General features: G+C 45.3%; 25 protein-coding genes. 8 read left to right on the top strand and 17 right to left on the bottom strand.

Going from position 1 to position 25,559, the window contains the following annotated elements:
• Nucleotides 1–90 precede the first annotated feature (90 nt).
• From tusB to fkpA, 5 genes are all read right to left on the bottom strand, one after another.
• Entirely contained in the window at nt 91–366 is a 276-nt protein-coding gene (gene tusB, locus OCV50_RS13055) for a sulfurtransferase complex subunit TusB (RefSeq protein ID WP_261903223.1), read from the bottom strand.
• Nucleotides 367–375: 9 nt separating this feature from the next.
• Nucleotides 376–732, bottom strand: coding sequence for a sulfurtransferase complex subunit TusC (tusC, locus tag OCV50_RS13060; protein WP_261903224.1), 357 nt, complete (start codon nt 730–732; stop codon nt 376–378).
• A complete protein-coding gene (gene tusD, locus OCV50_RS13065) occupies nt 729–1,127 on the bottom strand; it encodes a sulfurtransferase complex subunit TusD (RefSeq protein WP_239841890.1) in 399 nt (132 codons plus the stop codon). The genes tusC and tusD overlap by 4 nt, the downstream gene beginning before the upstream one ends.
• Nucleotides 1,124–1,846, bottom strand: coding sequence for a helix-turn-helix transcriptional regulator (locus OCV50_RS13070; protein WP_032550043.1), 723 nt, complete (start codon nt 1,844–1,846; stop codon nt 1,124–1,126). The genes tusD and OCV50_RS13070 overlap by 4 nt, the downstream gene beginning before the upstream one ends.
• A 182-nt stretch (nt 1,847–2,028) precedes the next feature.
• On the bottom strand, nt 2,029–2,805 hold the full coding sequence (fkpA, locus tag OCV50_RS13075) for an FKBP-type peptidyl-prolyl cis-trans isomerase (RefSeq protein ID WP_261903225.1): 777 nt from the start codon (nt 2,803–2,805) through the stop codon (nt 2,029–2,031).
• A gap of 131 nt (nt 2,806–2,936) precedes the next feature.
• Here fkpA and OCV50_RS13080 point away from each other — a divergent pair, with 131 nt between their 5' ends.
• Both OCV50_RS13080 and OCV50_RS13085 read left to right on the top strand, forming a co-directional pair.
• The gene (locus OCV50_RS13080; RefSeq protein ID WP_261903226.1) at nt 2,937–3,914 is read left to right on the top strand and encodes a WD40 repeat domain-containing protein; all 978 of its coding nucleotides are present in this window, start codon (nt 2,937–2,939) and stop codon (nt 3,912–3,914) included.
• Between the two features lie 5 nt (nt 3,915–3,919).
• Nucleotides 3,920–4,147 (top strand): SlyX family protein, encoded by a 228-nt coding sequence (locus OCV50_RS13085; RefSeq protein ID WP_239841893.1) that lies wholly within the window; start codon nt 3,920–3,922, stop codon nt 4,145–4,147.
• 115 nt (nt 4,148–4,262) lie between these two features.
• On the opposite strand, the gene OCV50_RS13090 is transcribed toward OCV50_RS13085, so the two are convergent.
• From OCV50_RS13090 to kefG, 5 genes are all read right to left on the bottom strand, one after another.
• Complete coding sequence (locus OCV50_RS13090; protein WP_261903227.1) at nt 4,263–5,228, bottom strand: isoaspartyl peptidase/L-asparaginase family protein; 966 nt, start codon at nt 5,226–5,228, stop codon at nt 4,263–4,265.
• Between the two features lie 189 nt (nt 5,229–5,417).
• Nucleotides 5,418–6,008: a peptidylprolyl isomerase gene (slyD, locus tag OCV50_RS13095; RefSeq protein WP_004737185.1), complete on the bottom strand. Its 591-nt coding sequence runs from the start codon at nt 6,006–6,008 to the stop codon at nt 5,418–5,420.
• A 94-nt stretch (nt 6,009–6,102) separates the two neighbouring features.
• Nucleotides 6,103–6,303, bottom strand: coding sequence for a YheV family putative zinc ribbon protein (locus OCV50_RS13100; protein ID WP_017632113.1), 201 nt, complete (start codon nt 6,301–6,303; stop codon nt 6,103–6,105).
• Between the two features lie 75 nt (nt 6,304–6,378).
• Nucleotides 6,379–8,175: a glutathione-regulated potassium-efflux system protein KefB gene (kefB, locus tag OCV50_RS13105; protein WP_261903228.1), complete on the bottom strand. Its 1,797-nt coding sequence runs from the start codon at nt 8,173–8,175 to the stop codon at nt 6,379–6,381.
• Nucleotides 8,175–8,762 (bottom strand): glutathione-regulated potassium-efflux system ancillary protein KefG, encoded by a 588-nt coding sequence (kefG, locus tag OCV50_RS13110; protein ID WP_261903229.1) that lies wholly within the window; start codon nt 8,760–8,762, stop codon nt 8,175–8,177. Before kefG ends, kefB begins: the two co-directional genes overlap by 1 nt.
• Before the next feature lie 170 nt (nt 8,763–8,932).
• Between kefG and OCV50_RS13115 the strand changes: the two genes are divergently transcribed.
• The 6 genes from OCV50_RS13115 to crp all read left to right on the top strand — a co-directional run bounded on the left by OCV50_RS13115 (nt 8,933) and on the right by crp (nt 14,599).
• On the top strand, nt 8,933–10,855 hold the full coding sequence (locus OCV50_RS13115; RefSeq protein ID WP_239841897.1) for an ABC transporter ATP-binding protein: 1,923 nt from the start codon (nt 8,933–8,935) through the stop codon (nt 10,853–10,855).
• Nucleotides 10,852–11,340: a TIGR02444 family protein gene (locus OCV50_RS13120; protein ID WP_261903230.1), complete on the top strand. Its 489-nt coding sequence runs from the start codon at nt 10,852–10,854 to the stop codon at nt 11,338–11,340. The genes OCV50_RS13115 and OCV50_RS13120 overlap by 4 nt, the downstream gene beginning before the upstream one ends.
• Before the next feature lie 155 nt (nt 11,341–11,495).
• Complete coding sequence (locus OCV50_RS13125) at nt 11,496–12,473, top strand: hydrolase (RefSeq protein ID WP_239841899.1); 978 nt, start codon at nt 11,496–11,498, stop codon at nt 12,471–12,473.
• Between the two features lie 92 nt (nt 12,474–12,565).
• Nucleotides 12,566–12,778 (top strand): YheU family protein, encoded by a 213-nt coding sequence (locus tag OCV50_RS13130; protein ID WP_239841900.1) that lies wholly within the window; start codon nt 12,566–12,568, stop codon nt 12,776–12,778.
• A 77-nt stretch (nt 12,779–12,855) separates the two neighbouring features.
• Complete coding sequence (locus tag OCV50_RS13135; RefSeq protein WP_032550028.1) at nt 12,856–13,725, top strand: phosphoribulokinase; 870 nt, start codon at nt 12,856–12,858, stop codon at nt 13,723–13,725.
• A 241-nt stretch (nt 13,726–13,966) separates the two neighbouring features.
• Nucleotides 13,967–14,599, top strand: a complete 633-nt coding sequence (gene crp / locus OCV50_RS13140) for a cAMP-activated global transcriptional regulator CRP (protein WP_004410522.1) — start codon at nt 13,967–13,969, stop codon at nt 14,597–14,599.
• A 196-nt stretch (nt 14,600–14,795) separates the two neighbouring features.
• On the opposite strand, the gene OCV50_RS13145 is transcribed toward crp, so the two are convergent.
• The 7 genes from OCV50_RS13145 to OCV50_RS13175 form a co-directional block, all read right to left on the bottom strand.
• Complete coding sequence (locus OCV50_RS13145) at nt 14,796–15,587, bottom strand: DUF1338 domain-containing protein (RefSeq protein WP_261903231.1); 792 nt, start codon at nt 15,585–15,587, stop codon at nt 14,796–14,798.
• A 203-nt stretch (nt 15,588–15,790) separates the two neighbouring features.
• A complete protein-coding gene (gene astD, locus OCV50_RS13150) occupies nt 15,791–17,248 on the bottom strand; it encodes a succinylglutamate-semialdehyde dehydrogenase (protein WP_261903232.1) in 1,458 nt (485 codons plus the stop codon).
• Between the two features lie 32 nt (nt 17,249–17,280).
• The gene (gene astA, locus OCV50_RS13155; protein ID WP_261904162.1) at nt 17,281–18,300 is read right to left on the bottom strand and encodes an arginine N-succinyltransferase; all 1,020 of its coding nucleotides are present in this window, start codon (nt 18,298–18,300) and stop codon (nt 17,281–17,283) included.
• 109 nt (nt 18,301–18,409) lie between these two features.
• A complete protein-coding gene (locus OCV50_RS13160; protein ID WP_239841903.1) occupies nt 18,410–19,621 on the bottom strand; it encodes an aspartate aminotransferase family protein in 1,212 nt (403 codons plus the stop codon).
• A gap of 380 nt (nt 19,622–20,001) precedes the next feature.
• The gene (locus OCV50_RS13165; protein WP_261903233.1) at nt 20,002–20,580 is read right to left on the bottom strand and encodes an aminodeoxychorismate/anthranilate synthase component II; all 579 of its coding nucleotides are present in this window, start codon (nt 20,578–20,580) and stop codon (nt 20,002–20,004) included.
• Between the two features lie 142 nt (nt 20,581–20,722).
• The gene (locus OCV50_RS13170) at nt 20,723–24,067 is read right to left on the bottom strand and encodes an ExeM/NucH family extracellular endonuclease (RefSeq protein ID WP_261903234.1); all 3,345 of its coding nucleotides are present in this window, start codon (nt 24,065–24,067) and stop codon (nt 20,723–20,725) included.
• A gap of 21 nt (nt 24,068–24,088) precedes the next feature.
• A complete protein-coding gene (locus OCV50_RS13175) occupies nt 24,089–25,189 on the bottom strand; it encodes a porin (protein ID WP_261903235.1) in 1,101 nt (366 codons plus the stop codon).
• Nucleotides 25,190–25,559: the final 370 nt, after the last annotated feature.

The following is a 25,559-nucleotide window of genomic DNA, read 5'->3' on the forward strand; positions in this document are numbered from 1 at the left end:
GCAGTGGGATGTGTGTCAAGAAATATACAGATCTTTTTTAGCCATCTAGAGCTAAGGATGCTCTATTCGGTCGATAAAAGTGGGAAAGGACTACCAAGTGATGGATTGTTGATGCTGCTCGGTGAGCGTAACGAAGCCCAAATAGTCCACTTTTGTTAATGATTCCGACACAAGAGTTTGCAAACCACGGCTGTTGAGATCTGGCTCCAGCACAGACACTTCTTCGATATCCATTAACTGCTGCGCAAGCTCATGACTTGGCAATGTTGCGTAAACCGCCTCTTCAGTTAACAATAAGTGTTCGCCAGGCTGACGATAGGTGAGTGCGAGACTGAGCTTTTCAATCGTCTTGATGATGTGCAGCATGTTAAACCTCTAAAATGTGAGTATCTGGTCGCATTGCGCAAATTGCTGCGCCATAGCACTTGGGGCCAACACTTGAGTATCAATCACGAGTTGCTCACTCGATAGTCCAAAGCGCTGTAAACTCTGCTCACATACATAGACCTGCTCGATATCGTAAAGCTCCATCAATTTAAATGCTGCGATATAATCGCGAGATAAAGACTCTCTTGGTTGCTGCTGTTCTAGCAGTTGTGTCACCCCATTACCGACAAAAAACACTGAGATCTCTTCGGTATAAGCTGATGCCGCTAGTAGCGCATCCAGGCCTTCTCTGCCCGATGCAGTACTATGAGGAAAGCTGTTAAATACGTACCCTAACTTTTTCAAAACTGTACTACCCTATCGTGAGTCAACATTGCCTCAGCCAGGCTACCTAAACCCGCTTGCTCAAAACCTTCTGCCAAGTTATGGCTATCAAGCTGATGTTGATTCGCTTCGTCTTCGCTCACCACACCTCGACGCAATGCCGCTGCCACACAAGTTTCCAATCGAACCTCATGTTGTGACGCTAACTTTTGCCATGCTCCAGCAAGATCGAATTCGTCATTAGCCGGTACGGTCAGTGCTGAACCATTGCTCACGCCGTCTTGATAGAAGAAGACACTCTTGAGTTGGTGTCCTCTCTCTATCACTGCAAGCGCAAACTGGTAGGCATTTTTCGCAGACTGGGAGCCGTAGATTGGCCCATTAACTAACAGGGTATACGTTAGGCTTGAACTCAACTCTCATCATCCTCTGTTTTACGCTGACGGATATACAGGTAAACCGTATGTTTTGAGATATTTAGGCGCTCTGCAACGCGGTTAATCGCATCTTTAATATCGAAGATCCCTTTGTCGTAGAGTTCCATGACGATTTGACGGTTCTTAGTGTTGTTCGACACCGACTTATCCGCATTGATCTCTTCGATTGTGCGCTCTACGGTTTGGTCTACCAGCTCTTCAACGTCACTTGCAAAGTTCACTGAAGACGCCGCTTCATCTGCATCTTGCGTTGGCATGAACGATTGCAACACTTGTGAGAACGGTGCATCAAGGTTTACGTTGATACAAAGCAGGCCAATAACTCGGTCGTCACCATTACGGATAGCCACCGTAATCGACTTCATTAACACACCACCTTTTGCGCGAGTAAAGTATGAACGAGAGAAATTACGCTTAGAGCCTTCGATATCTTTCAGCATTTTTAGCGCTAAATCGGTGATTGGAGAGCCAACCTGACGCCCAGTATTCTCGCCGTTGGCAATCTTAATCGCAGAGGTATTGAGATCCTCTAACGAGTGCAAAACGATTTCACAAAACGGACCAATAAGACTTGCGATGCCATCAACAACGGCCTCATAAGATCTTAGAATGATTTTATCGTGTTCACTGAATGGCATGACATTGACTGATTCCATTTCAAGTAACACATCCGCATTGACTGTTTCTGTAGTAGTCACTTAATTCCTTACCTTCGTGTGAAAAATCAACAAATTTATGTAAGTTTATCAGAAATTTTTAATTGCACACCTAGCTAACATTGCAACTAGTGATTTAGAACAAGTTAAAAAAACAAATACTCAAATTGAAAGCATAAAAAAAGGCCTAACTGAGTTAGGCCTTAGAACACTTCGTGAAACGCTTATTGTGCAGCTGTTTCTTCTGCGTTATCAATTTTCAGTAGCTCAACTTCGAATACAAGCGTTGAGTTTGCTGGGATTGTTGGTGTGTCTTGCTCACCGTACGCTAGCTCTGGCGGGATAACAAACTTGTACTTAGAGCCAACTTGCATTAGCTGTACGCCTTCAGTCCAACCTGGGATTACGCGGTTTAGTGGGAATGTTGCTGGTTCGCCACGGTCGTAAGAGCTATCAAACTGAGTACCGTCAGTTAGTGTACCTTTGTAGTGTACTTGTACTGTGTCAGTGTCTTTTGGAGACTCGCCTTCAGCTGCAGTCATCACTTGGTATAGTAGCCCAGAGTCAGTTTTTTGAACGCCTTCTGTCTTCTCAAACTCAGCACGGTACTCATCACCCGCTTTCTTAGTTTCTGCTGATTTCTCCGCAGCTTGAGCTTGCATTGTTTCTGCTACACGCTGATCAAGAGCTTCTAGTGCCGCGCGAGTCTCGTCTTCATTTAATGCTGTATTGCCTGCGAACACATCTTCGATACCTTTTAGTACCATCTCTTTGTCTAGGTTAATACCTAGCTCGCTTGGCTTATCAATGCTTGTGCTTAGGTAGTTTGCGAATGAAACACCGATTGCGTAAGCCGCTTTGTCGTCTTCTGTTTTAAAGTTTACTGCTTCAACTTTCACTTCTTCGACTTGAGGAGCTTCTGCCTTTGGTTCTTCTTTCTGACAACCAACTGCTAGCATAACCGTCGCGGCAAGCAGTGATACTTTTAAAACTGATTTCATTGAATACTCCAATTAATGGCCAAGCCATTGGTTATTGTGCACAAATCTAATGATTAGATTGGTGTGAATACGTTAGTTATAACAATATACTAGTTCTATGTCTTCTGACACAAACCGGATTGTTAGACGTGATGCGAATATTTTTTCACTCATTACTATATGCAATTGTCATCACTCTGTTAAATGGATGTTTTTTCTTCCAAGAGGATGATCAACGTTGGGATATCGAACCCAGCGGTGCCACCAGCTTTGCACTAAGCAGAGACGGTCGTTTTGCCCTGCTCTATTCCCAACAGAAACATTTGTTGCTTTGGGATTTAGCCGAGAATCAAGAACTTGCCCAGCTTGGAGAACAAGACCAAGAAAGCTCCCCTGTTACACGAATCAAAATCTCTGACAATGGTCGCTATGCGGTGACAGCCAGTCAGATGAACTTTGCCGTTTGGGACCTGACTTGGACACAAGCCGAAGGGCTTTGGTCGATCTCTGACGGATTAATCCGCGACGTCGACATCTCCAGTAACGGCGAGAAAGTCCTACTCGGGTTATCAAACGGTAAAGCCATCTACGTGGACTTAGTCACTGGCCGTCGCTTAGAGTTCCTTGCCCATCGAGAAAAAGTCAATTCTGTTTCGCTTTCTTCCAATGGTCGTTATGCACTTTCGGGGGGGAACGACTATAAAGCCTACCTTTGGGATACTGAATCAGGGTTGGTTTTACGTACCTTCGAACACGAACAGCGCGTTGTGCGAGTAGTATTGCAGCGTGATGGTGAATTGGCGTTTACTTCTGATGGTGGAAACCAAGCGATTGTTTGGGACCTTGAAACGGGTGAATCACAAGCAGAGCTGCAAAGCCTATCGCGCCAGCTGATTTTCTCTACGGCTCGATTCTCGGATGACGGTAAGCAGCTAGTCACGGGGACACCTTCCAGTCAGGTCAGTGTATGGGATACACAAACGGGTAAACGGATAGCTCGTTACGAAGCGGAGCCGTTAAAAGATGCTCGCCCTCCTCGTGCGGTAGTGTATGATGCAGCCTTTGATAATCAGAGCCGTGTAATATCGGGAACATCAGCGGGCATAGCCCAAGCTTGGAATGTGGACTAAGAACGATGACAGAGAAGCTAGTTGAACAACTAGAGAGCCGAGTGAATGACCTTGAGTGTCAGCTGGCTTTCCAAGAGCAGACCATTGAAGAACTCAATGAAGCGCTTAGCCAGCAACAGATGTTGATCACTAAGATGCAAGACCAAATGAAATACGTAGTGGGCAAAGTAAAGAACATTGACGGTTCTAACTTGGCTGATGCATCGGAAGAGACGCCACCTCCACACTACTAATGTACGTTGACAATGAGCTGCGGCTTGTTGGACTGGTTGAAAAACAAAAGGCGACAGAGAATATCTGTCGCCTTTTGTGTATCTGATTGGGAGTTTGAGTTACACCGGGACTTGGCTAGTCATCGGCATAGATCTTAACTTCCACTCGCCCTTCAGTATCAACGCTAGCACGGTACATACCCGAGCTGTTCATAGCGAAGTGAATATCACCTTGATTATCAATCGCGATCAAGCCACCTTCCCCGCCCATGGTTTTCAGTTCACCTTGGATGATCTGTTCACATGCGGTATGAACATCTTCTTTGAGATAACGCATGCGAGCAGCCACATCACTGGCCACCATTTTTCTTAAAAAGAACTCCCCCATGCCGGTTGTTGAAACCGCAACATTTCCATTCTCTGCAATGGTACCCGCACCAATGATTGGCGAGTCTCCTACGCGACCGTATTTCTTATTAGTGACACCACCTGTACTGGTCGCAGCCGCTAAGTTCCCTGCTTGGTCTAACGCCACTGCACCAACCGTGCCGTACTTTTTGTCATCTGGGTATTTGTCAGCTTGCTGCTCATCATATTTCGCTTCAGACAGCGCAAAGAGACCTTTTTCTTTCATCGATTGAAGCTGATCGTAGCGGCGCTCAGTAAAGAAGTAGTCTTGCTCAGTAAAGATATAGTCATGTTCAAAGGCAAACTTCTCGGCACCTTCACCAATCAGTAACACATGCTCGCTTTTAAGCATCACATCGCGAGCAAGTTCGATCGGGTTTTTAATGTGGCGAACACCAGCAATGGCACCCGCATCCATTTCACGACCGTGCATCACCGACGCATCCATCTCAACAAACTCATCATGCGTCAGAACGGAGCCCTTACCTGCGTTGAAATGAGGACTGTCTTCCATCACCTTTACCGATGCCACAACAGCATCCAAAGCATCACCGCCCGATTGCAACACGTGGTAACCCGCCAACACTGACTTCTCTAAAGCCTCAGTAATGCCCGCTTTTAACTCATCACTCATTTGCTCTCGCAAGATGGTTCCAGCACCACCATGAATCGCAATTGAAAAAGGCTGTGACATGTAAATTCTCCACTGACATATTCTTATGGTTTGTCGCTATCAATATCATATCCAAAGCCCTGTGTCTGATAGCCACAACAAATCTTTTGGTTAGCGTTATTGCTCTCGCTTTGAAACAATAACCTTAATATGAAAAAAGCCTCCGCAAGGGAGGCTTTCATATTCTAAAACTAAATCGCTAGTTCGATATTAGTGAGAACCACAGCTACCGCCGCCGCAGCAGCCGTCTTTTTTCTCTTCACCGTGGTCATGGCCTTCGCCACCACAGCAACCGCCTTCGTGATCATGGTCGTGACCGTGACCGCCACAGCCACCTTCTTGGTGTACGTGACCGTGTTGAATTTCTTCTTCAGTCGCTTCACGAACGGCTACAACTTCAACGTCAAACGTTAGAGTTTGGCCAGCTAGCATGTGGTTGCCGTCAACAACAACTTCGTCGCCATCTACTTCAGTTACTTCTACTGGGATTGGACCTTGGTCAGTATCCGCTAGGAAACGCATACCAACTTCGATTTGCTCAACACCTTGGAATACGTCAGCAGGAACACGTTGCACTAGTGCGTCGTTGTGCTCACCGTAAGCGTCTTCTGGAGTAACGGTTGCAGAGAACTTGTCGCCAGCAACTTTGCCTTCAAGCTCTTTTTCAAGACCTGTAATTAGGTTGTTGTGACCGTGAAGGTAATCTAGTGGAGCTTCTGCAGTTGATTGGTCAACTACTACGCCATCTTCAAGTTTCACTTGATATGCAACACTAACTACTACGTTCTTTTCAATTTTCATGAGAGCTCCAAGGAGGTTTGGACTAAGCTCCAACAATTGAGCTTAGGATAAATTCTGTACCCCGATATTATGGGGATCAATTAACGAAACTCAATCATTCTGGCTTAAAAATACCGATCATTTCTTGATTCGCATGTTCAGATTTCTCTACAGTTTTCGGTTTGCGCTGCTCTGTGAAGTCACAATCAACACACTCCACCAGCTCAATATTATTCTCAACCCACCAGCGTAGTGTGTCTTGAGTGTTGCAGCTTGGGCAGCTAGCACCAGCAATAAAGCGTTTTTTCTGTTTCACGTTATCTATCCTTTACAACTTGGATTCGTGCCATTCAACGATGGCCATTGTCTTTATTATTTTATGGGCAATGTGTTACTGCCAGTAGTTTCGAGATTGATGGTCATTCTCCATCTCATGTCCGAAAATCTCCTCCAACTCTTTACGCGCCTCTTTGGCTCTTTGCGCCAATTCAGCGTCTTCACTGTGCTGAGGAAGCAGATCTTTAAGCATGGCATTATCCAGTTTACGAAAGTGCGCCTCGGCACGCTTGGCTTTGTATGGGTGCATACCTAGCTCGGTGAGCGCTTGCCTTCCCAAGTCTAACGCCCCTAAGAAAGTTTCACGAGAGTAGTTGGTCACACCATGATTCAATAGTTGGTACGCTTCAACACGGCTTCGGGCACGAGCCAAGATCTTTAAGCGCGGAAAATGCTGACGACATAAGTCGACGGTTTTCATGATTTCGTCTGGAGAATCGGTACACAAGATAATCGCTTCGGCTTTATCGGCTCCTGCAGCACGCAATAGCTCCAAGTGGGTCGAGTCACCGTAAAACACCTTATATCCGAACTTACGCAAGATATGAATTTGGCTGGCGTCACTCTCTAGGATGGTAATACGAATCTTATTGGCATACATCAAGCGCCCAATAATCTGGCCGAAACGACCAAAGCCGGCGATGATCACGCGAGGGCTGCGATCCACCACATCAGAAGACATCGCATTCTCACTGATTTGATTTAATTGACGCGCAAAGAACTTATCTTGCAGTTTAAGCATCAATGGCGTGGTCACCATAGATAAGCTCACCACTACAAGTAGGAAAGAGACTTGCTCCATGCTCAAGATGCCTTGGGCACTGGCCGCGGTGAAGATAACGAAAGCAAACTCACCACCTTGGCTCAAGATCATCGCCATACGACTGCGTGCTTTAGCTTGTGTACCGAAAATACGAGCGAGGGCGTACAACACCAGACCTTTCATCACCACCAATGCCAGTACCGCTATCAAGATTGCAAACGGACTTTCAGCAAGCAAGCCTAAGTTTACGGCCATACCCACAGAGATAAAGAACAGGCCTAGTAACAAGCCTTTAAAAGGTTCAATCGCTATCTCTAGCTCATGACGGTATTCACTCTCGGCCAATAACACACCAGCTAAGAAGGTCCCGAGCGCCATCGATAACCCTATCTGCTGCATGATTACAGCAATACCAATCACCAAAAGGAGCGCTGCGACGGTAAACAGTTCACGCACACCGCTTAATACGACGTAGCGAAATAGAGGGCGAAGCAGGAAGTGACCACCGACCAACAAACCAATCACACCAGCCAGCATCCACAGCATATCTGCCCAGCTACCACCTGTATTACCCGCAAGCAGTGGCAGCATAGCCAACATTGGAATTACTGCGATATCTTGGAACAGTAATACGGCAAACCCAGACTGGCCCGCCTCTTTACCACTTAGCTCACGCTCTTCAATAACACGCAATGCAATGGCTGTTGATGAAAGAGCTAAGCCCATACCAATGACCAAACTGGTCTGCCAACTCAATCCAAATAGACAAGCGACACCCGTGATCAGTAAGGTTGTAATGACAACTTGGGCGCCACCGAGCCCCAATATCGGCCCGCGCATCGTCCAGAGCTTTTTGGGGTTAAGCTCAAGACCAATGAGAAACAGTAGCAGCACCACCCCGAACTCGGAGAAATGGAGAATCGCTTCGACATCGCTAATTAGCCCAAGTCCCCAAGGGCCAATCGCCACACCCGCTAAAAGGTAGCCAAGAACAGACCCTAAACCTGCACGTTGAGCAATCGGCACGGCAACAACAGCAGCCGATAAGAAAATCACACTGCTTTGGAGGAATTCATTGGTTAATGCCATTACTGCGCCTCCCTTTGCTGCTCTTCAAGAAGCTGCAATGGTTCCCTTAACCAGTTTCGGTAAGACTCGGCGTGTTGATAACGTGTCATGTCTGATACATTTCGAGCCCAATGCAGAACCAAAGGCTCTAGCCAATGCATTTGACATAAGGCAGCCGTCAGCTCAAAGGGTTGCAAGATCTCTTGTAGTGGATATTTATTATAGCCCGAAGCACCAAATGCCTCCTCTTTACCGCCTGTCGTAATCACGCTGCGCCAGTACTTACCTTTCAATGCACTCTGTTCACCGAACGCAAATCCTTTGCCTAGTACGCGATCAAACCACTCTTTCAATAGTGCAGGACAAGAGTACATAAACAGCGGATGTTGAAAGACGATGATGTCATGCTCAAGGAGCAATTCATGTTCAAATGGGACATCGATAAAGAAGTCTGGATAGGCCGCATAAAGATCATGAATTTTAACATGACCGAGCGACTCTATTTTTTTCAGCATCACTTGATTGGCAATCGAGGTTTGGGGCTCTGGGTGAGCAAATATCACCAAGACCTTGGGTACTGTGTTATTTGTAGATAACAAATCACTCATTCCTTTGAAACATTCCTTACAGGGCAAACGGTGGCAATGCCAAGAAAATTCTAACAAAAGTTATTAATATGTTATTGGCATCATAACCCAATTTGCATTGTGATCGACTTTTATCTGGTTTCCGCCTACTATGCAGGCGTCTGTTCACCTCTTAATTCATTGCGATTTCTATGATTACTTTCTCGGATATTCAACTACTGCGCGGCGGTAAACCTCTGCTTGACCAAGCATCTGCGACTCTACACCCTGGCGACAAGGTGGGTTTAGTCGGTAAAAACGGTTGTGGTAAGTCCACACTGTTCGCTCTTATCAAAGACGAACTATCAATTGATGCCGGATCATTCAGTAAACCAGCACACTGGGAGCTGGCATGGGTTGCTCAAGAAACGCCGGCACTCGAGAGAACCGCAATAGAGTACGTAATTGATGGCGATCGTGAATATCGCGGTCTAGAAGAGCAGCTGATTAAAGCAGAACAAGCGGACAACGGTACCCTTGTTGCTGAGATTCACGGAAAAATAGAAACCATTGGTGGCTACAGCATCAAAGCAAGAGCCGCAGAACTTCTGGACGGTCTAGGCTTTAGCCAAGATCAGATGAGTTGGAATCTGACCCAGTTCTCTGGTGGTTGGCGTATGCGTCTAAACCTAGCACAAGCGCTATTGTGCCGCAGTGACTTACTATTGCTTGATGAACCGACCAACCACTTGGATTTAGACGCCGTAATGTGGCTAGAGCGTTGGCTACAAACCTACCCCGGCACATTGATCCTAATCTCGCACGATAGGGACTTCCTAGACCCAATCGTCAATCGCATTGTTCACGTTGAGAACCAGAAGCTCAACGAGTACACAGGTAACTACTCATCATTTGAGAATCAACGTGCCCAGAAGTTAGTACTGCAACAAGCGATGTACCAGAAGCAGCAAAAGCAGATGGCGCACATGCAGAGCTACATCGACCGCTTCCGCTACAAAGCTTCTAAGGCTCGCCAAGCACAAAGCCGTATCAAAGCGCTCGAAAAGATGGAGCAAGTGTTACCAGCTCAATTCGACAACCCATTCAGTTTCGAATTTAGAGAACCTGACGCACTGCCAAACCCTATCTTGATGATGGATGAAGTATCCGCGGGCTACGGTGATAACCTGATCCTAGAAAAGATCCGCTTGAACCTTGTTCCTGGTAGCCGCATTGGTCTACTCGGCCGTAACGGTGCGGGTAAATCGACGCTGATCAAGCTGCTTTCTGGTGAACTGAAACAACAAGCGGGTGAGCTGAGCTATTCGCAGGGTGTAAAGATCGGCTACTTTGCACAGCATCAATTGGAGACACTGCATCCAGAAGAGACGCCGCTGCAACACATGATGCAGATTGCGCCGAAGCATACAGAACAACAGCTGCGCGATTACTTAGGTAGCTTTGGTTTCCAAGGTGATAAAGCACTTGATAAGGTCGCACCGTTCTCTGGTGGTGAAAAAGCACGCTTGGTATTAGCTCTGCTGGTTTGGCAAAAGCCGAACCTACTGCTACTCGATGAACCAACCAACCACTTGGATCTCGACATGCGTCAAGCGTTAACCATGGCGTTGCAAACCTTCGAGGGCGCAATGGTGATTGTATCGCACGACAGATACTTACTGCGTGCAACTACCGATGACCTATATCTAGTGCATGACCGCCAAGTTGCACCTTTTGACGGCGACCTCAACGACTATTACAAGTGGCTGACTGATCAGCAAAAACTCGAGCGTAAAGAGGCTCAAGCGCAAGCTCCTGCTAAAGATGGTGCCAATAGCGCAGCGGCAAAGAAAGAGCAGAAACGTCGTGAGGCAGAGTTTAGAAAACTAACAGCGCCACTGCGTAAAAAGCTGACTCAGTTCGAGAAGCAGATGGACAAGTTCACAGCCGATCTTGAAGACGCTGAGCAGCAATTGTCTGATACTTCTCTGTATGAAGCCGAAAACAAAGCTAAACTTAATCAAGTACTCGCGCTCCAAGCAACAAGTAAATCTCAGCTTGAAGAGGTTGAAATGGAGTGGATGTCTGTTCAAGAAGAGCTTGAGCAGATGGAACAGGATATGGAAAACTTATGAGTTCAGAGCATGCGTCGACCACACTAACACTAGAGAGACTTTGGCAATTTAGCCTGAGTTATTATAGTGCTCGTGGTGTTAAAGATGCATGCCTAACCCTACAAAACCAATATCATGGCAATGTAAACCTACTGTTGCTCCTCAAATGGCTAGATGAGCAACAGCTGGCTTTCGAAAAGACTGAATGGCATCACATTCAACAATGCTTAGGTCGTTCAGAGTCGCTGCTTCTTAGCTATCGAGAACTGCGCAAACATCTCAAACCTCATGTAGTCGACTCACTTTATAGAGAAGCATTGCAATTCGAACTTCAGCTAGAAAAGCAGCAACAATCTGACCTTGTCGACTGTATCAATGGTCTTCCTCTAACATTGAACACCGATATACCCTTGGTATTGCAGTACTGCCGCCTACTCTCCGCCGAGTCACTTTATGAGTTCTTTTCAGAGCCACTGGCACCGGAAGAACACAGAGTAATAAACTAGACATCACGCTACTGCACTTAAGTTTCAATGCATTAGCTACGTCAATTCTTGGTCAACACTCATCACTCACCACTTGCACAGCTCGCCAAGATAGACCAAGCTCAAAGAGAAACGCGAGTGATATCTCAGCCCCAGAGAATGATGGAACCTCTACTATGACAATTTTTACCGCTGCGACTGGCCTATCTAACCCCCACCTTCAAACCTTAGTCCCTAGGTTTATTCGCAAGCAGGCGTTGTTCCACCCTCATTGGCAAACATTGGAAACACCCGACCATGATTTTCTCGATCTCGCATGGAGCGAAGACCCAAGCAATGAAGGTCTAGACCGCAAGCCAATCTTCGTACTATTTCATGGTCTTGAGGGCAGCTTTGAAAGCCCCTACGCTAATGGCCTTATGAATGCGTTCGCTGAAGATGGGTGGTTATCGGTAATGATGCATTTTCGTGGCTGCAGCGGTAAGCCCAACCGTCTAGCTCGTGCTTACCACTCAGGCGAAGTGGAAGACGCTCGCTTTTTCTTAAGAAACCTGCATGCTCAGTTTCCTAATAATCCTAAAGTGGCGGTCGGTATCTCTTTAGGCGGTAACATGTTAGCCAACTATCTGGCCGAATACGCCGATGATCCTCTGCTCTCTGCGGCCACTATCGTCTCAGCGCCGTTTGATCTTGCCAGTTGCTCAAGTCGAATCGAAAAAGGGTTCTCTAAGGTTTACAAGAAGTACTTGTTGAACTCACTTAAATCCAACGCACTCAAGAAAGAGAAGCTGCTTTCAGAAAAATTAGGCATCACAGCAGATACGATCAAGAAGATCGAGAAACTGTATGAGTTTGATGATCTGATCACAGCTCCTCTGCACGGATTTAAGAATGCTCAAGACTACTATGCGCAATGTTCTGCGTTGCCGAAGCTTAATCGCATCAAGCTGCCCACGCAGATCATTCATGCCAAAGACGATCCTTTCATGACCGATGATGTGATCCCTAAGTTCATTCTGCCAGATAACATCGATTACCGACTGTTTCAGAAAGGCGGACATGTGGGCTTTATTACAGGCAGTACCTTTAACCCTAAATTTTGGTTAGAAGAAGCTTTGCCTGCCTACTATGAAAGTATTCAGGATTCGGCATAATAGCGCCACAATAAGGTAAATTGACAGCGGCTATGCTGCACTCACTCACCTTTACAAACACATACCCATGAACATAAAAGAGAGATGTATTTATGATCATTCCATGGCAAGACATCGCGCCTGAAACTCTAGACAATCTGATCAAAGAGTTCGTGCTCAGAGAAGGCACCGACTACGGTGATGTTGAGATCTCATTGCAATCCAAAATCGACCAAGTGAAACAGCAATTGCAATCAGGGGAAGCGAGTATTGTTTTTTCTGAGCTGCATGAAACCGTCGATATCCAACTCACTAAACGCTTCTAGGCTGCCATAAAAAAATAGCCGTGTTATAGTGGAAAACGATTGCTAACAAGTAAGTTATTCTAACGACAAGGGTTGTCATGTCCGCTAAACATCCAATTATTGCGGTTACGGGTTCTTCAGGAGCCGGAACCACCACCACCTCAGAAGCTTTCCGAAAAATGTTCAACATGATGGACGTGAAGGCTGCTTGGGTTGAAGGCGATAGTTTCCACCGCTTTACTCGTCCAGAAATGGATGTCGAGATCCGTAAAGCTCGAGAGCAAGGCAAGCACATCAGTTACTTCGGCCCGCAAGCCAATGATTTTGGTGCGCTTGAAGAGTTCTTTCGTCAATATGGCAACGAAGGTACAGGGCAAGTTCGACGCTACCTGCACACCTTTGACGAAGCGGTGCCTTACAATCAAATGCCGGGTACCTTTACTCCGTGGCAAGAGATCCCTGAAAACTCGGATGTGATGTTTTACGAAGGCTTACATGGTGGTGTCGTCGATGGCGACGTCAACGTATCACAGCACGTTGACCTGCTGATTGGCATGGTACCCATCGTAAACCTAGAGTGGATTCAGAAGTTCGTCCGAGACACACGCGATCGTGGGCATTCCCGTGAAGCAGTAATGGACTCCATTGTTCGCTCTATGGATGATTACCTCAACTACATCACTCCACAGTTTTCGCGCACGCATATCAATTTTCAGCGAGTTCCGACTGTTGATACCTCTAACCCACTTAATGCAAAAGGCATCCCTAGCCTTGACGAAAGTTTTGTAGTTATTCGTTTGCGTGGTATCAAAAACGTCGATTTCCCGTATCTACTCGCTATGATTGATGGCTCATTTATGTCACGTCATAACACGCTTGTTGTGCCAGGTGGGAAAATGAGCTTTGCTATGGAGCTCATCGTAAGACCTATCTTACAACAGCTCATCGAAACGGGAAAAATTGGCTAACGGAATGGCATTCTGGTTGATTACTTTTCATACCGTGATCATGTGCACAATTTTGCGTAAAAAATCGTAGCTTGGTCACGATTAAAATCAAGAAATAGTGACTGAAAAAGGATACTATTCTTAACCGAAACACAAGATAGCTTGCAGCACAGAACAAGTGCTCTTATCCTAAGAAGTCAAATTCAGGCTTAGCTAAAATATGGAAAGCGGCAAGCATACCCTGCAGAGGAAGTGAGATATTATGGTTCTAGGTAAACCTCAAACCGATCCAACATTAGAGTGGTTCCTTTCACACTGTCATATTCATAAGTACCCTTCAAAGAGTACTCTGATTCACGCTGGTGAAAAGGCAGAGACCCTGTACTACATCGTTAAGGGTTCTGTGGCAGTTCTTATCAAAGACGAAGAAGGTAAGGAAATGATTCTTTCTTACCTAAACCAAGGCGACTTTATCGGCGAACTTGGTCTATTCGAAGAAGACCAAGAGCGTACTGCATGGGTTCGTGCAAAATCTCCTTGTGAAGTTGCAGAGATTTCTTTCAAGAAATTCCGTCAACTTATCCAAGTGAACCCAGACATCCTGATGCGCCTTTCTGCGCAAATGGCTAGCCGTCTTCAAGTAACCAGCCAAAAAGTTGGTGACTTAGCGTTCCTTGACGTTACTGGTCGTATCGCACAAACGCTACTAAACCTAGCGAAACAACCTGATGCGATGACTCACCCAGACGGCATGCAAATCAAGATCACTCGTCAAGAGATTGGTCAGATTGTTGGCTGTTCACGTGAGACTGTAGGTCGTATCTTGAAGATGCTAGAAGAGCAAAACCTAATTTCTGCTCACGGTAAAACTATTGTGGTTTACGGTACTCGTTAATCTCGATTGACCGAGCAAAAATTCAAAAGCCACCAAATGCAAATTTGGTGGCTTTTTCTTTATCTAGATACGAGATACGAGATACGAGATACGAGATACGAGATACGAATGAAACACATCAGGCTCTCGCCTTGTAAACATTCTCGAAGCGAAGCGTGCCCGAATCTTAGGGCAACGCCTGTGCTCGTATCTTTCTTTAACCGTTGGTGCTCTCGAAGATCTTATCCGCTGAAGCAGCAACAAATCCGGTATAAAGCTCGCCATTGGCCATTGGGTAGCGCTTAGCAAACTCATAGAAACCACCTGGAACCAACTCTACCCCTTCTGAGAACTCAACCTTAACTTTGTCAGCCATTGTTGATGATTGCTCTAGTAGAACCTCTGGAGAGCCTTTTACTTGGCCACCGACACTGTTGATTGTAAAGCCAGACGCACTCAGGTGATCATTCACAGCTTGTACTTCGGTGAACTCATTTAGCTGATTCACACTCACGGTAAAGTGGTTAGCACCGTAACCGTGCGCCGCCAACCAAGAAGCGTATTCGCTCTCTGTCGCCAGTTGTTTGTAATCTTGGAAATCCAAGTTCCATAAGCGACCACCGAATAGGAAATTTTGACCTTCTAGCTTGCTTGCATCTACCTGCGCTACCAACTTCGCAACAATCGCTTGTAGCTCAGGAGAACATTCTTCTACTTTCAATTCACTGATGAACACTTTTGGTTGGTTTGGATCTGGGTGTTCAAAGTGTTTAGCCACTAGCTTTTTGCTTTCAAACACGTAGTCACCACACGCTTTATAGCCAAGTGCCAAGAAGGGTTTAGCCAGCGTATCAATCCCCAAAGGTGCGACATTAAATGTACGCAGCGCGATGTGATCATTAATGAGGTCTTCCTCTTCTTTCAACAGCTGATGTACCTTCTCAGCGGATGGGCAGAGGCGTTCGATATAGTCATCCCACAGGGATTTGAACAGTAGATCGGGTGTCATGGTGACTCCTTGTCGGGTTCTAGCAAGCTAGAGGATTGGATTAGAAAATGAGAGGCTGCGACAAAAAGTCAGCAGCCATCAGCTTGTGACATACTTATTTATAATTATATCTCGCGGAGTCAGACGCCCTGCGAGTAATCCAAAAGGAGGCCAAACTTCCCTGCCTCCGATTGATGGTTTACGTTGTTAGTGATGATGAATGATTACAGTTCGATACCAGGACTAAATGTCGCTGGAAGCTGAGTCTCACCGCCTTCCATCGATGCCATTGGGTATGCACAGTAATCCGCTGCGTAGTAAGCGCTTGGACGTAGGTTACCTGAAGCACCTGGACCACCAAACGGTGCATCACCACTTGCTCCGGTCAGCTGACGGTTGCGGTTAACAATACCCGCGCGGATATGGTCAACAAAGTATTCCCACTCTGAATCATCTGTCGATACCAGTCCTGCAGACAAACCAAAGCGAGTATCGTTCGCCAGTTCAACGGCTTGCTCAAGTGACTGGTAACGAACTACTTGTAGCAATGGACCGAAGTACTCTTCATCTGGCAGCTCGGCAATGTTAGTTGCATCGATAATGCCTGGAGAAACAAACGCCGCTTCGCCCGCTTTTGCTTCCACTAGGCTTACACCACCTAAAGATTGCAGGTTTGCTTGTGCATCCAGAATGAACTTAGCCGCTGCTTCTGAGATCTGTGGACCCATAAACGGTGCAGGCTCTGCGAAAGGTTGGTCGACACGAATCTTCTTAGTTGCCGATACTAGGCTATCGAGCAGTTGATCGCCCTTCTCGCCCACTGGAACATACAAACGACGTGCACAAGTACAACGCTGACCCGCACTGATGAAGGCTGACTGGATGATGGTGTATACCGTTGCATCCACATCACCAAAGTGTTCACTGATCACCATAGGGTTGTTACCACCCATTTCTAGTGCCAACATCTTACCCGGTTGACCAGCAAACTGACGGTGTAGGATATGACCCGTGTTAGCACTGCCGGTGAACAGCACGCCATCTAAGCCTTTCGCATCCGCTAGAGCAATACCCGTCTCTTTAGCGCCTTGAACAAGGTTAATTACACCGGCAGGTAGGCCAGCCTCTTGCCAAAGCTTCATCGCAAACTCACCCGTCCACGGTGTCTGCTCCGATGGTTTGAATACAACTGTATTACCCGATAGCAATGCAGGTACGATATGACCATTAGGCAAGTGGCCCGGGAAGTTGTAAGGCCCAAATACTGCCATAACACCTAGAGGGCGGTGACGCAGGACGATCTGGTTGCCCGCAGCTTCACGTGATGATTCACCAGTACGGTCGTGATATGCACGAATTGAGATAGCAATCTTGCCTGCCATTGCACCGGCTTCAGTGCGAGTTTCCCAGATAGGTTTACCCGTCTCTTTAGCAATGATTTGTGCGATCTCTTCGCTGTTCTCTTTCACTTTTTCCGCGAACTTAAGCACAATCGCTTCACGCTCGGCAAAGCTAAGTTTCTTCCAAGTTAAGAACGCTTCGCGCGCCGCAGCGACCGCTGATTCAACTTGAGCAGGTGTCGCACTGTCGCCCTTCCATACTACTTGGTTGTCGTATGGGCTTACTGATGTCATCGCTTCGCCTTGACCGGCTACCCATTGCCCTGCAATCCACTGAGTCATACTTCTATCCTTCTTTGACTAACCATCGAGCTCTATTGAGCCAACATACGAACAAAATCGCCTTCTTTAACTTCCAATGCCTCGGCCACATTTGGCGCAAGGATCACTTTACCGCTCGCTTGGTCATAAGCACCTTTAGCAGCGACCGCTCGGAAGTTTTCAAATGAGGTGTTACCAATCAGGTAATCTTGAGAGCTTGCATGCTCACTAATTTCAACCTGAGCACGAATCGAGTGGCGCACTGATTCAATATTACGCAAGTCACACTCAACCGTTGGGCCTGCGTCGAAGATGTCGACATAACCACGGTTGGTAAAGCCTTCACGCTCAAGCAGTTTCAATGCTGGACGTGTTTTATCATGCACTTGACCAATCACGTCTTGAGCTTCTTGGCTCAATAGGTTGATGTAAATTGGTAGTTTCGGCATAAGGTCAGCGATAAAGCCTTTCTTACCGATACCCGTTAAGTAATCTGCCAACGTGAAGTCGATTGAGAAGAAGTGCTCTTGTAGCCACTGCCAGAACGGAGAGTTACCTTCGTCGTCCGACACGCCACGCATCTCCGCAAAAATGGTTTCAGAGAAACGCTCTGGGTGCTCAGCCATTAATAGGAAACGACACTTAGACATTAAGCGACCGTTTAAACCTTTACGGTAATCAGGGCGTAAGAAAAGCGTACAAATCTCACTGCAACCTGTGTAGTTATTGCCAAATGTCAGTAGCTTAACGACGTTATTTACTTTAAGTCGTTGCGACGAATGCACCACTTTACTGATGTGGTAAGAGTAAAAAGGCACGTCCCAGCCAATCGAGGCTTCAATACCAGTCGTGCCAGCAACTTCCCCAGTTTCAACGTCAAAACCTACCATTAGGTAACCTTCGTCACCCGGCTCAGTGACGTTTTCTTTGGCAAAGCTATATTCAGAGTGTGTAATTCGATTGGTTAACAGTTCTTCATTAACCGGAAGTGATGTGAATCCATGTCCTGATTCGACCGCACATGTGTGTAGCGCATCGTAATCAGATAATTTAATTGGGCGTACAACAAGCATCATTATTCCCTCCAGATGCAAAACAGGCCCAAAACATTAAGCTTGGGCCTTGAGCTGTGCGTCATGAGATCGCTCTTGTGGCGATCATTTCTATGACGCCGCTTGAGGCTTATACTAGCGAAGCAATTGCTTTATCTAGTTTTGCTAAGCCCTCTTCAATTTCTTCTTTAGTGATCACAAGTGATGGTGTGAAACGAACCACGTTTGCACCCGCAACCAACACCATTAGACCTTCTTTACCCGCAGCAACTAATACGTCACGCGCGCGGCCTTGCCATTCGTCATTCAGAGCCGCACCCAGTAGTAGGCCTTTACCACGAACTTCACTAAAGATTTGATATTTTTCATTAATTTTCGCTAGACCATCACGGAATAACGCTTCACGAACCTTCACACCTTCAAGTGTGTCTGGCTGGCTAACAACATCAACAACTGCTTCTGCAACCGCACATGCTAGTGGGTTACCACCGTAAGTTGAACCATGAGTACCCACTTTTAGATGTGGCGCTAATTCATTGGTCGTTAGCATTGCACCGATTGGGAAACCACCACCTAGTGATTTCGCAGTGCTCAAGATATCCGGTGTAACACCTAAACCTTGGTAAGCGTAGAAGTTACCAGTACGGCCGTTACCCGTTTGTACTTCATCGAAAATCAGCAGTGCATTGTGCTTATCACACAGCTCACGTACCGTGTTTACAAACTCAGATGTTGGAGAAATGATGCCGCCTTCGCCTTGCAGAGGTTCCATCATCACAGCACAAGTACGATCAGAGATATGCGCTTCTAGTGCTTCGATATCATTGTACGGAAGGTGCGTTACGTCTCCTGGCTTAGGACCAAAGCCATCTGAGTATGCAGCTTGACCACCAACAGTAACCGTAAAGAATGTACGACCGTGGAAACCCTGTTTAAATGCAATGATCTCAGATTTTTCTGGACCATGAACGTCTGCTGCCCATCGACGAGCAAGCTTCAGTGCTGCTTCGTTCGCTTCTGCACCTGAGTTTGCAAAGAACACTTTCTCTGCAAAACACACGTCTGTTAGTTTTTTCGCTAGACGCAGTGCTGGCTCGTTAGTCATAACGTTACTTAGGTGCCACAGCTTATTTGCTTGCTCAGTCACAGCGTCAACCATCGCTGGGTGACAGTGACCCAAACAGCTCACCGCAATACCACCAGCGAAGTCGATGTACTCACGACCTTGCTGATCCCAAACGCGTGCCCCTTCCCCTTTTACTGGGATCATTTCCATAGGGTTGTAACAAGGCACCATGACCTCATCAAATAGACTACGTTCCACTTTATTTTCCACTGTCATCACACATTCCTTCTCGATACTGCAAGCTTCGCAAAATAAGCGTAATGGTTCATATCCGAGACAAAGGTATTTTGTCTCGCCATCATCCTGCTGCAGCATTATATTTACATTTAATTAACCTTTTCAATAGTAGATTATTCTTTCGCCACGCTAAATAGCCAGGCGAACGTTACTACCTATGACTATTTATGCATCAACGTATCTATTTTATGAAGCTTTTTTTACTTAGACGTGCTTTAACAAACAAGAAATGCAGGCAGAACAAGCTCTGAGAGGGGATCGAGAGGAAATAACGCGAATAACTTTGCATAGACACAAAAAACGGTATTCACATCTATAAATGTTATAAAAAGTGATCGGTGTCAGAAGGATTCAAACACTCAGCGGGCTAGAAAATTAGCCAGTAGTTGGTGCCCTTGCTCTGTTTTAATCGATTCGGGGTGAAATTGTACTGCGTCGATCGGCAAAGTCTTGTGCTGATAACCCATAATTTCGTCCATACGGCCATCTTCAAATTCTGTCCAAGATGTCAGTTCAAAACAGTCCGGCAAGGTGCCATTCTTCACCACTAAGGAGTGATAGCGCGTAACAGTCAGTGGGTTATTCAACCCTTGAAAAACACTCTTCCCAGTGTGACGAATCGGGGAGGTTTTACCATGCATTACCTGTCTGGCTCTCACGACTTCACCACCAAAGACTTGAGCAATCGCTTGATGACCAAGACAAACACCTAAGATAGGTAATTTACCCGCGAAGTGCTCGATAGCCGCAAGCGAGATACCTGCATCGTCAGGCGTACATGGACCCGGAGAGATCACTAGGTGGTTTGGTTTAAGCGCTTCAATGCCGGCGATATCAATCTCATCATTGCGCACAACCTTGACCTCTGCACCCAACTCACAAAAGTATTGGTACAGGTTATAGGTAAAAGAGTCGTAGTTGTCGATGATAAGTAACATACGTAAATCGTAACCGTATTGAAGAGAACAATAGGATGTGTATTGTGCAGTAAGAGATTAGAAAGGCAAGTATAAAGCAAGAGATAAACAAAAATAAGGCCAGCATAAGCCGGCCTTATTCATTTACAGCTATCTGATTATATTAAGCTTTACGGCGACGTAAGAAACCTAATCCAAACAGAGATAGAAGTGCACCAAAGCCAAAGCTACCGCCAGAACCGTCATATTCCGGATATACTGGCTTGACGTTACTTGAGTCACGTTTAGAGATGTTAACTTCCATACTCTTTGATTCAATCACTGTAGAAGATGATGCACCTGCATTTTGTGCAGCAGCACGTTCACCCTTAAGTGTCATTGAGATAGTGTAAGTACCTTCGTCTAAGCCTACCACATCAAACATAACGGTTTGTTCACCATTTTTTGTCAGTTTGACTTGCGGCAATGCTATTCCTTTAGGTTGTGGGGAAATTGATATTTCGGCAATATCGTTTTTCTGTGCAGAAGCTGAAACTGGGAACGCAATGTCAGCTCTACCACTTTTAGCTGCGATGCTAATTGGAGTCTCACCAGCTTCATTGTATTTATACCCGATACTCACAATTGCAGAGTCATGATCCGAAGAGCGGTATGGATCTTCAGAGTAAAAGGCATTTAGATTATCTTCCGTAAGCAACTCACCCTTTTGGTTTACAGGCTTCTTCTGATCATTTAATGCGTACTTATGTTCATTCTCATAGTCGAACAACGCACTCTCTGGAGCATTAATGTGCCAATCTTTAGCGTCAACCAGCCTACTTTGCATATTCTTGGAAACTAACAAATGATCTAGAGAACCAATCTCGTCGTTGTAAGAGTAGCTCCATGAAGTTTCACCTTCAGGTGTAAACAAATCTACAGCGTTGATATACCCAAATGTCTTGGTTATTTTCTTTCCTTCTGGGCCGAACTGAACATCACTACCAATTTTGGTATAACCAGCGGCATAGATTTCTTTGCCAGTTGGGTTAGAAGTCATAACGAGCATAGGGTCCTCATGTGCATAAGCATTAAAGTCACCTAAAACTACTTTATCCCCTTCAATTTTAGCGAGCTCTTCTCCCAAATGAGTAACAGCAGCAACACGGAAGTGTTCACAGTTGCCTTGGAAATCGTCGTTACGTACTTTATCTTTTTTAGGGTCGAACTTATACCAATCTTGCCACCCCTTCCAGTCTTCATAACACGTAGAGCCCTTTGACTTCAGGTGGTTTACTGCAACCGTTAGTTTTTTACCAGTGTTGTTCACTTTAAACGTTGCGGTAACAGTATTACGCTGATAATTCTTACCGTTTTCACGGACTTCACCTTTGCTGTCTAAGATTGGGGCGTTATTTTCATCAACGATCATAGGTGCATCTTGCCATGGCATTGGTATGACTTGACCAGAGATGACTGAAACCTTGGATGGGCGGTAAATTAGCCCTGTTGTAATGGAGTCACTGCCAATCGTATCTTCTTCATCAAGGACAGTATCGCCATTTTTATCAAACCCAACGAATACATATCGATTGTGAATTGAATCTTTGTCATTACGATCAGCGTAGTTTTCTTTAGTATATTTAGCATTAACTGCCGCTAACAGCTCTTTCATTGCACCGAAATCGCCGAAACCATTATTCTCAATTTCCATCAAACCGAGAATATCAGCATCTAAACCATGTATAGCTTCGACTATCTTTGTCTGCTGACGATTGAACTCTAGTTCAGACTCTGCGCCGCGATTGTCGCCAAATTGGTTATCAGAACCACCATATGGAGAGTTGAAGTAGTTTAATACATTTTGCGTTGCGACTTTTATTGTAAAGCCATCTTTGCCGTAGTATTCATTAATCTTTAACGAGTCTCGGTCCGTATTATGAACGAATTTAATTTCAGAAGAGTTCTTGCTTTCTAAAAGAGCAGGCACCGTTAAAGTAAAGTTGCCATATGAGTATCCGATAACCCCAGTAGCCCCTATAACGCTATCATTGATGCGAATATAGTTTTCGTTAGGCTTATCATTGAACTGAGGATAATACGGAATTTGCCCATTTTGTGCTTTAGTATCGGATTCAAGCAATAGTCGATAATCATCGTTCTGATCTGCTTGATCCAATGACGCTTGAGAACCCGCTACATGATCTTGGTTAGGCTGCGGGTTTGGTCGTTTGAAACTCAGGGTAATATTATTGCGGCGAGCTGAATAGTCATAGCTAAAGCTCTTAGAGACTCTCATATCAGTCTTCACTGACATTAATTCTTGCTTAAGCTCATCTTTCGCATCAGATAGACGTGTTTGGTACTCATCCTCAGTTTCCGCTTCATTTCGTTCAATGGTTAGACTTTGAACTTTCTCCTCAATAGCAGCTAACTCAACGGCATTTTTCCCCATGTCCTCAACGGTAGTCACTAGCATACCTTCGTAACGTTCAAGTGTTTCCGAAAATGAATCATCACTTGAAAGACTAACCAGAGAAACAGGTTCTACATTAGTTACCGATGAGTTTGTTACTTCCCATTTACCAGTATGTGCTAGGAGTTGCGTCAAGCCATAGTTTTCTTGAACTTTCGCGTAAACACATACTTCTTGACCAACAGTTACATCTGCAACATCAGATGCAGGGACAAAAATGCCATCGGAACTCAACACATCGCCGTCAGCATTATTATCATACAAGTAAAAACCTGAAACAGGATTATTCGTAACTGCAGACACGGTACCTGATACTTTGTAGTATTCTTCAGAGACATATCCGGAGGTGATTAGTGGGGAGAACTTTCCTACCCCCTGAACTTCACCAATATATTTCGCTTGTGATGATGAGTTTTGTGAACATAAAGGCGTAGGAGGGGCGATCAACTCCGGATTGCCCAAATGACTATATTGATCACTAGAATCAGCTATGGACCAATCACCGGGATCGTAAGAGTTTTTCTGATTAGGGAGTGTATTAAAACGACGTAATGTAACATCTGTACCAAAATATTGATCAGAATCAGCATACCCAACAACATCTAAAATTACAGGTGAATCTGAATCACTTACATCTCGAAGTGCCCAAGTATCATTACCATTACCATTCAGATTGCTATTACCTTGGATTGCAATTCCACCGTTGTCCGCAATGTTTTTTATGATCTCATCACTGGCTCTATCTGAGTCAGACTTGTAATAATAAACAACCGCACTTTTCCCAGTAGGCAAAACTAAACCAGCTAAAGCAGAATCACCATTAGAGTTATTGATTGTATACCATGTGCCACCGTTAGCTTGTTTACTTAACTCAATGTGGTCAGGGAAAGTGTAATCAACGTCTCCCAAGTTCGTAATTTCTACAGCTCTGTTTTTTGAACTATCTTTCCCATCAACAACTTCACTAATAACAACGTCCTGTAAACCAGCCAGTGCCGCGCTACTAAGCACACTACTAATCGCACCAGCAAGTAGAGTCATTTTTTTATTCATTTCGATATCTCTCTGATTTAATTAGAAGTAAACACGAGCGTAAGCGTAAGCGTCTTGAGCTGCTTCACCAGTGTTCCATTCAAGTGCGATCACACTAGAACGTGTTGGACGGTAGTTAACTCCCAATGTGCCCCATACGCGCTCATCACCCCAGCTGTGCATATCTTTGCCACTTGCTGCTTGCTCATTGCGATTGTCAATCGCCCATTGCTCATACTCTTCGTAGTTGTATGAAGCAGTGAACTCCCAATTATCAGTAAACTGGTACTTCGCTGAGGCCAGGTAACCTTTGTTCTCTAGAGTTTGAAAGTCATTGTTCACGTAGGTTTTATCGCCGGTAACAGGATCAACCGAAACCAGCGTTCTTGACTGTGCAATATCTTCTTCTTCGAAGAACGCATTAACACCAAGGTGGAAAGTTTCTGTCACAGCAAGGCGTGCGCCAGCACCTAATAGACGCTGCTCGCCATATTTAGATTCACCATCAGAACCACCGCGACCTTCCGCACCAGCTACGACAGAGAAGCGATCGCCAAAGTAACCAATGTAACCATTCACGATTTCGCCAAGCTCAGAGCCAGAAGATGATTCAGCGCGGTTGGTGTACGAAGCGCCAACTTTGATTGCGCCAAAGTATTTGCCCTCGTACTTAACGGTCATGTCTTGATCGCCCGCTTCGCCTGTTTCAACCGTTGTATCAAAAGTAAAGTCACCCCACTTGTCGTAATCATCAAATGCAGTATCGGTTAGACCTACCTCTATGTAGTGTTCTTGACTTTTGCTCTTGTACAGGTCGTATCCAATAAAGACCTTATCGATCGCCAGAACCATATCACCTGAACCGTATTCCCAGTTCTCACGCTCATAGTCCAACTCTAAGCGATAGTGCATCTTGTCTTGTTTACCTTTCACACCCATGGTTGCGAATGAGTCATCAATGAAGGTTTGGTCTGCGTAAAACTCACCGTATTCATAGTTAGCGCCAATATGGCCACCAACGCCGACCTCACCGTAGAGTTTTACAAAATCGCCATTTTCATCTTCGTAAATGGTGACAGCATTTACTGCTGAGGCCATAAATAAAGAAGAAATAGCCAATGCCACTGCATTTCTTTTCAACATTATTTTCCCTTAATTATTAGCTTGTATTGGAATATCGTTCCAAAGCCTTTTAATGCGCGAAAAATTACTTATTGGATGTGATTTAAGTAAATTTAGAGTGCAAAAGACCGCAGATTCACAGGCGTGATTCTGAATACAATAAAATTCAATAGTTTTTATAAACGAGTGTAATTTCTAATTTTTATGTAACAACATAAAGCCATAATCAGCACAAATGAGCTGCATATCACACTTGCATCGCGATTATTAAGAGACTAATGACAATTCCAACAATATGAGTAATTTATAGTTGAGTATAAACACTAAAAACTTAAAATTTGCTCTACACCTCAGAAATATAAAGCACTCAGTGTTATGCGAAATTAACTAG

The sequence above is a fragment of the Vibrio fortis genome (assembly GCF_024347475.1).
In the GTDB taxonomy this organism is placed as follows: domain Bacteria; phylum Pseudomonadota; class Gammaproteobacteria; order Enterobacterales; family Vibrionaceae; genus Vibrio; species Vibrio fortis.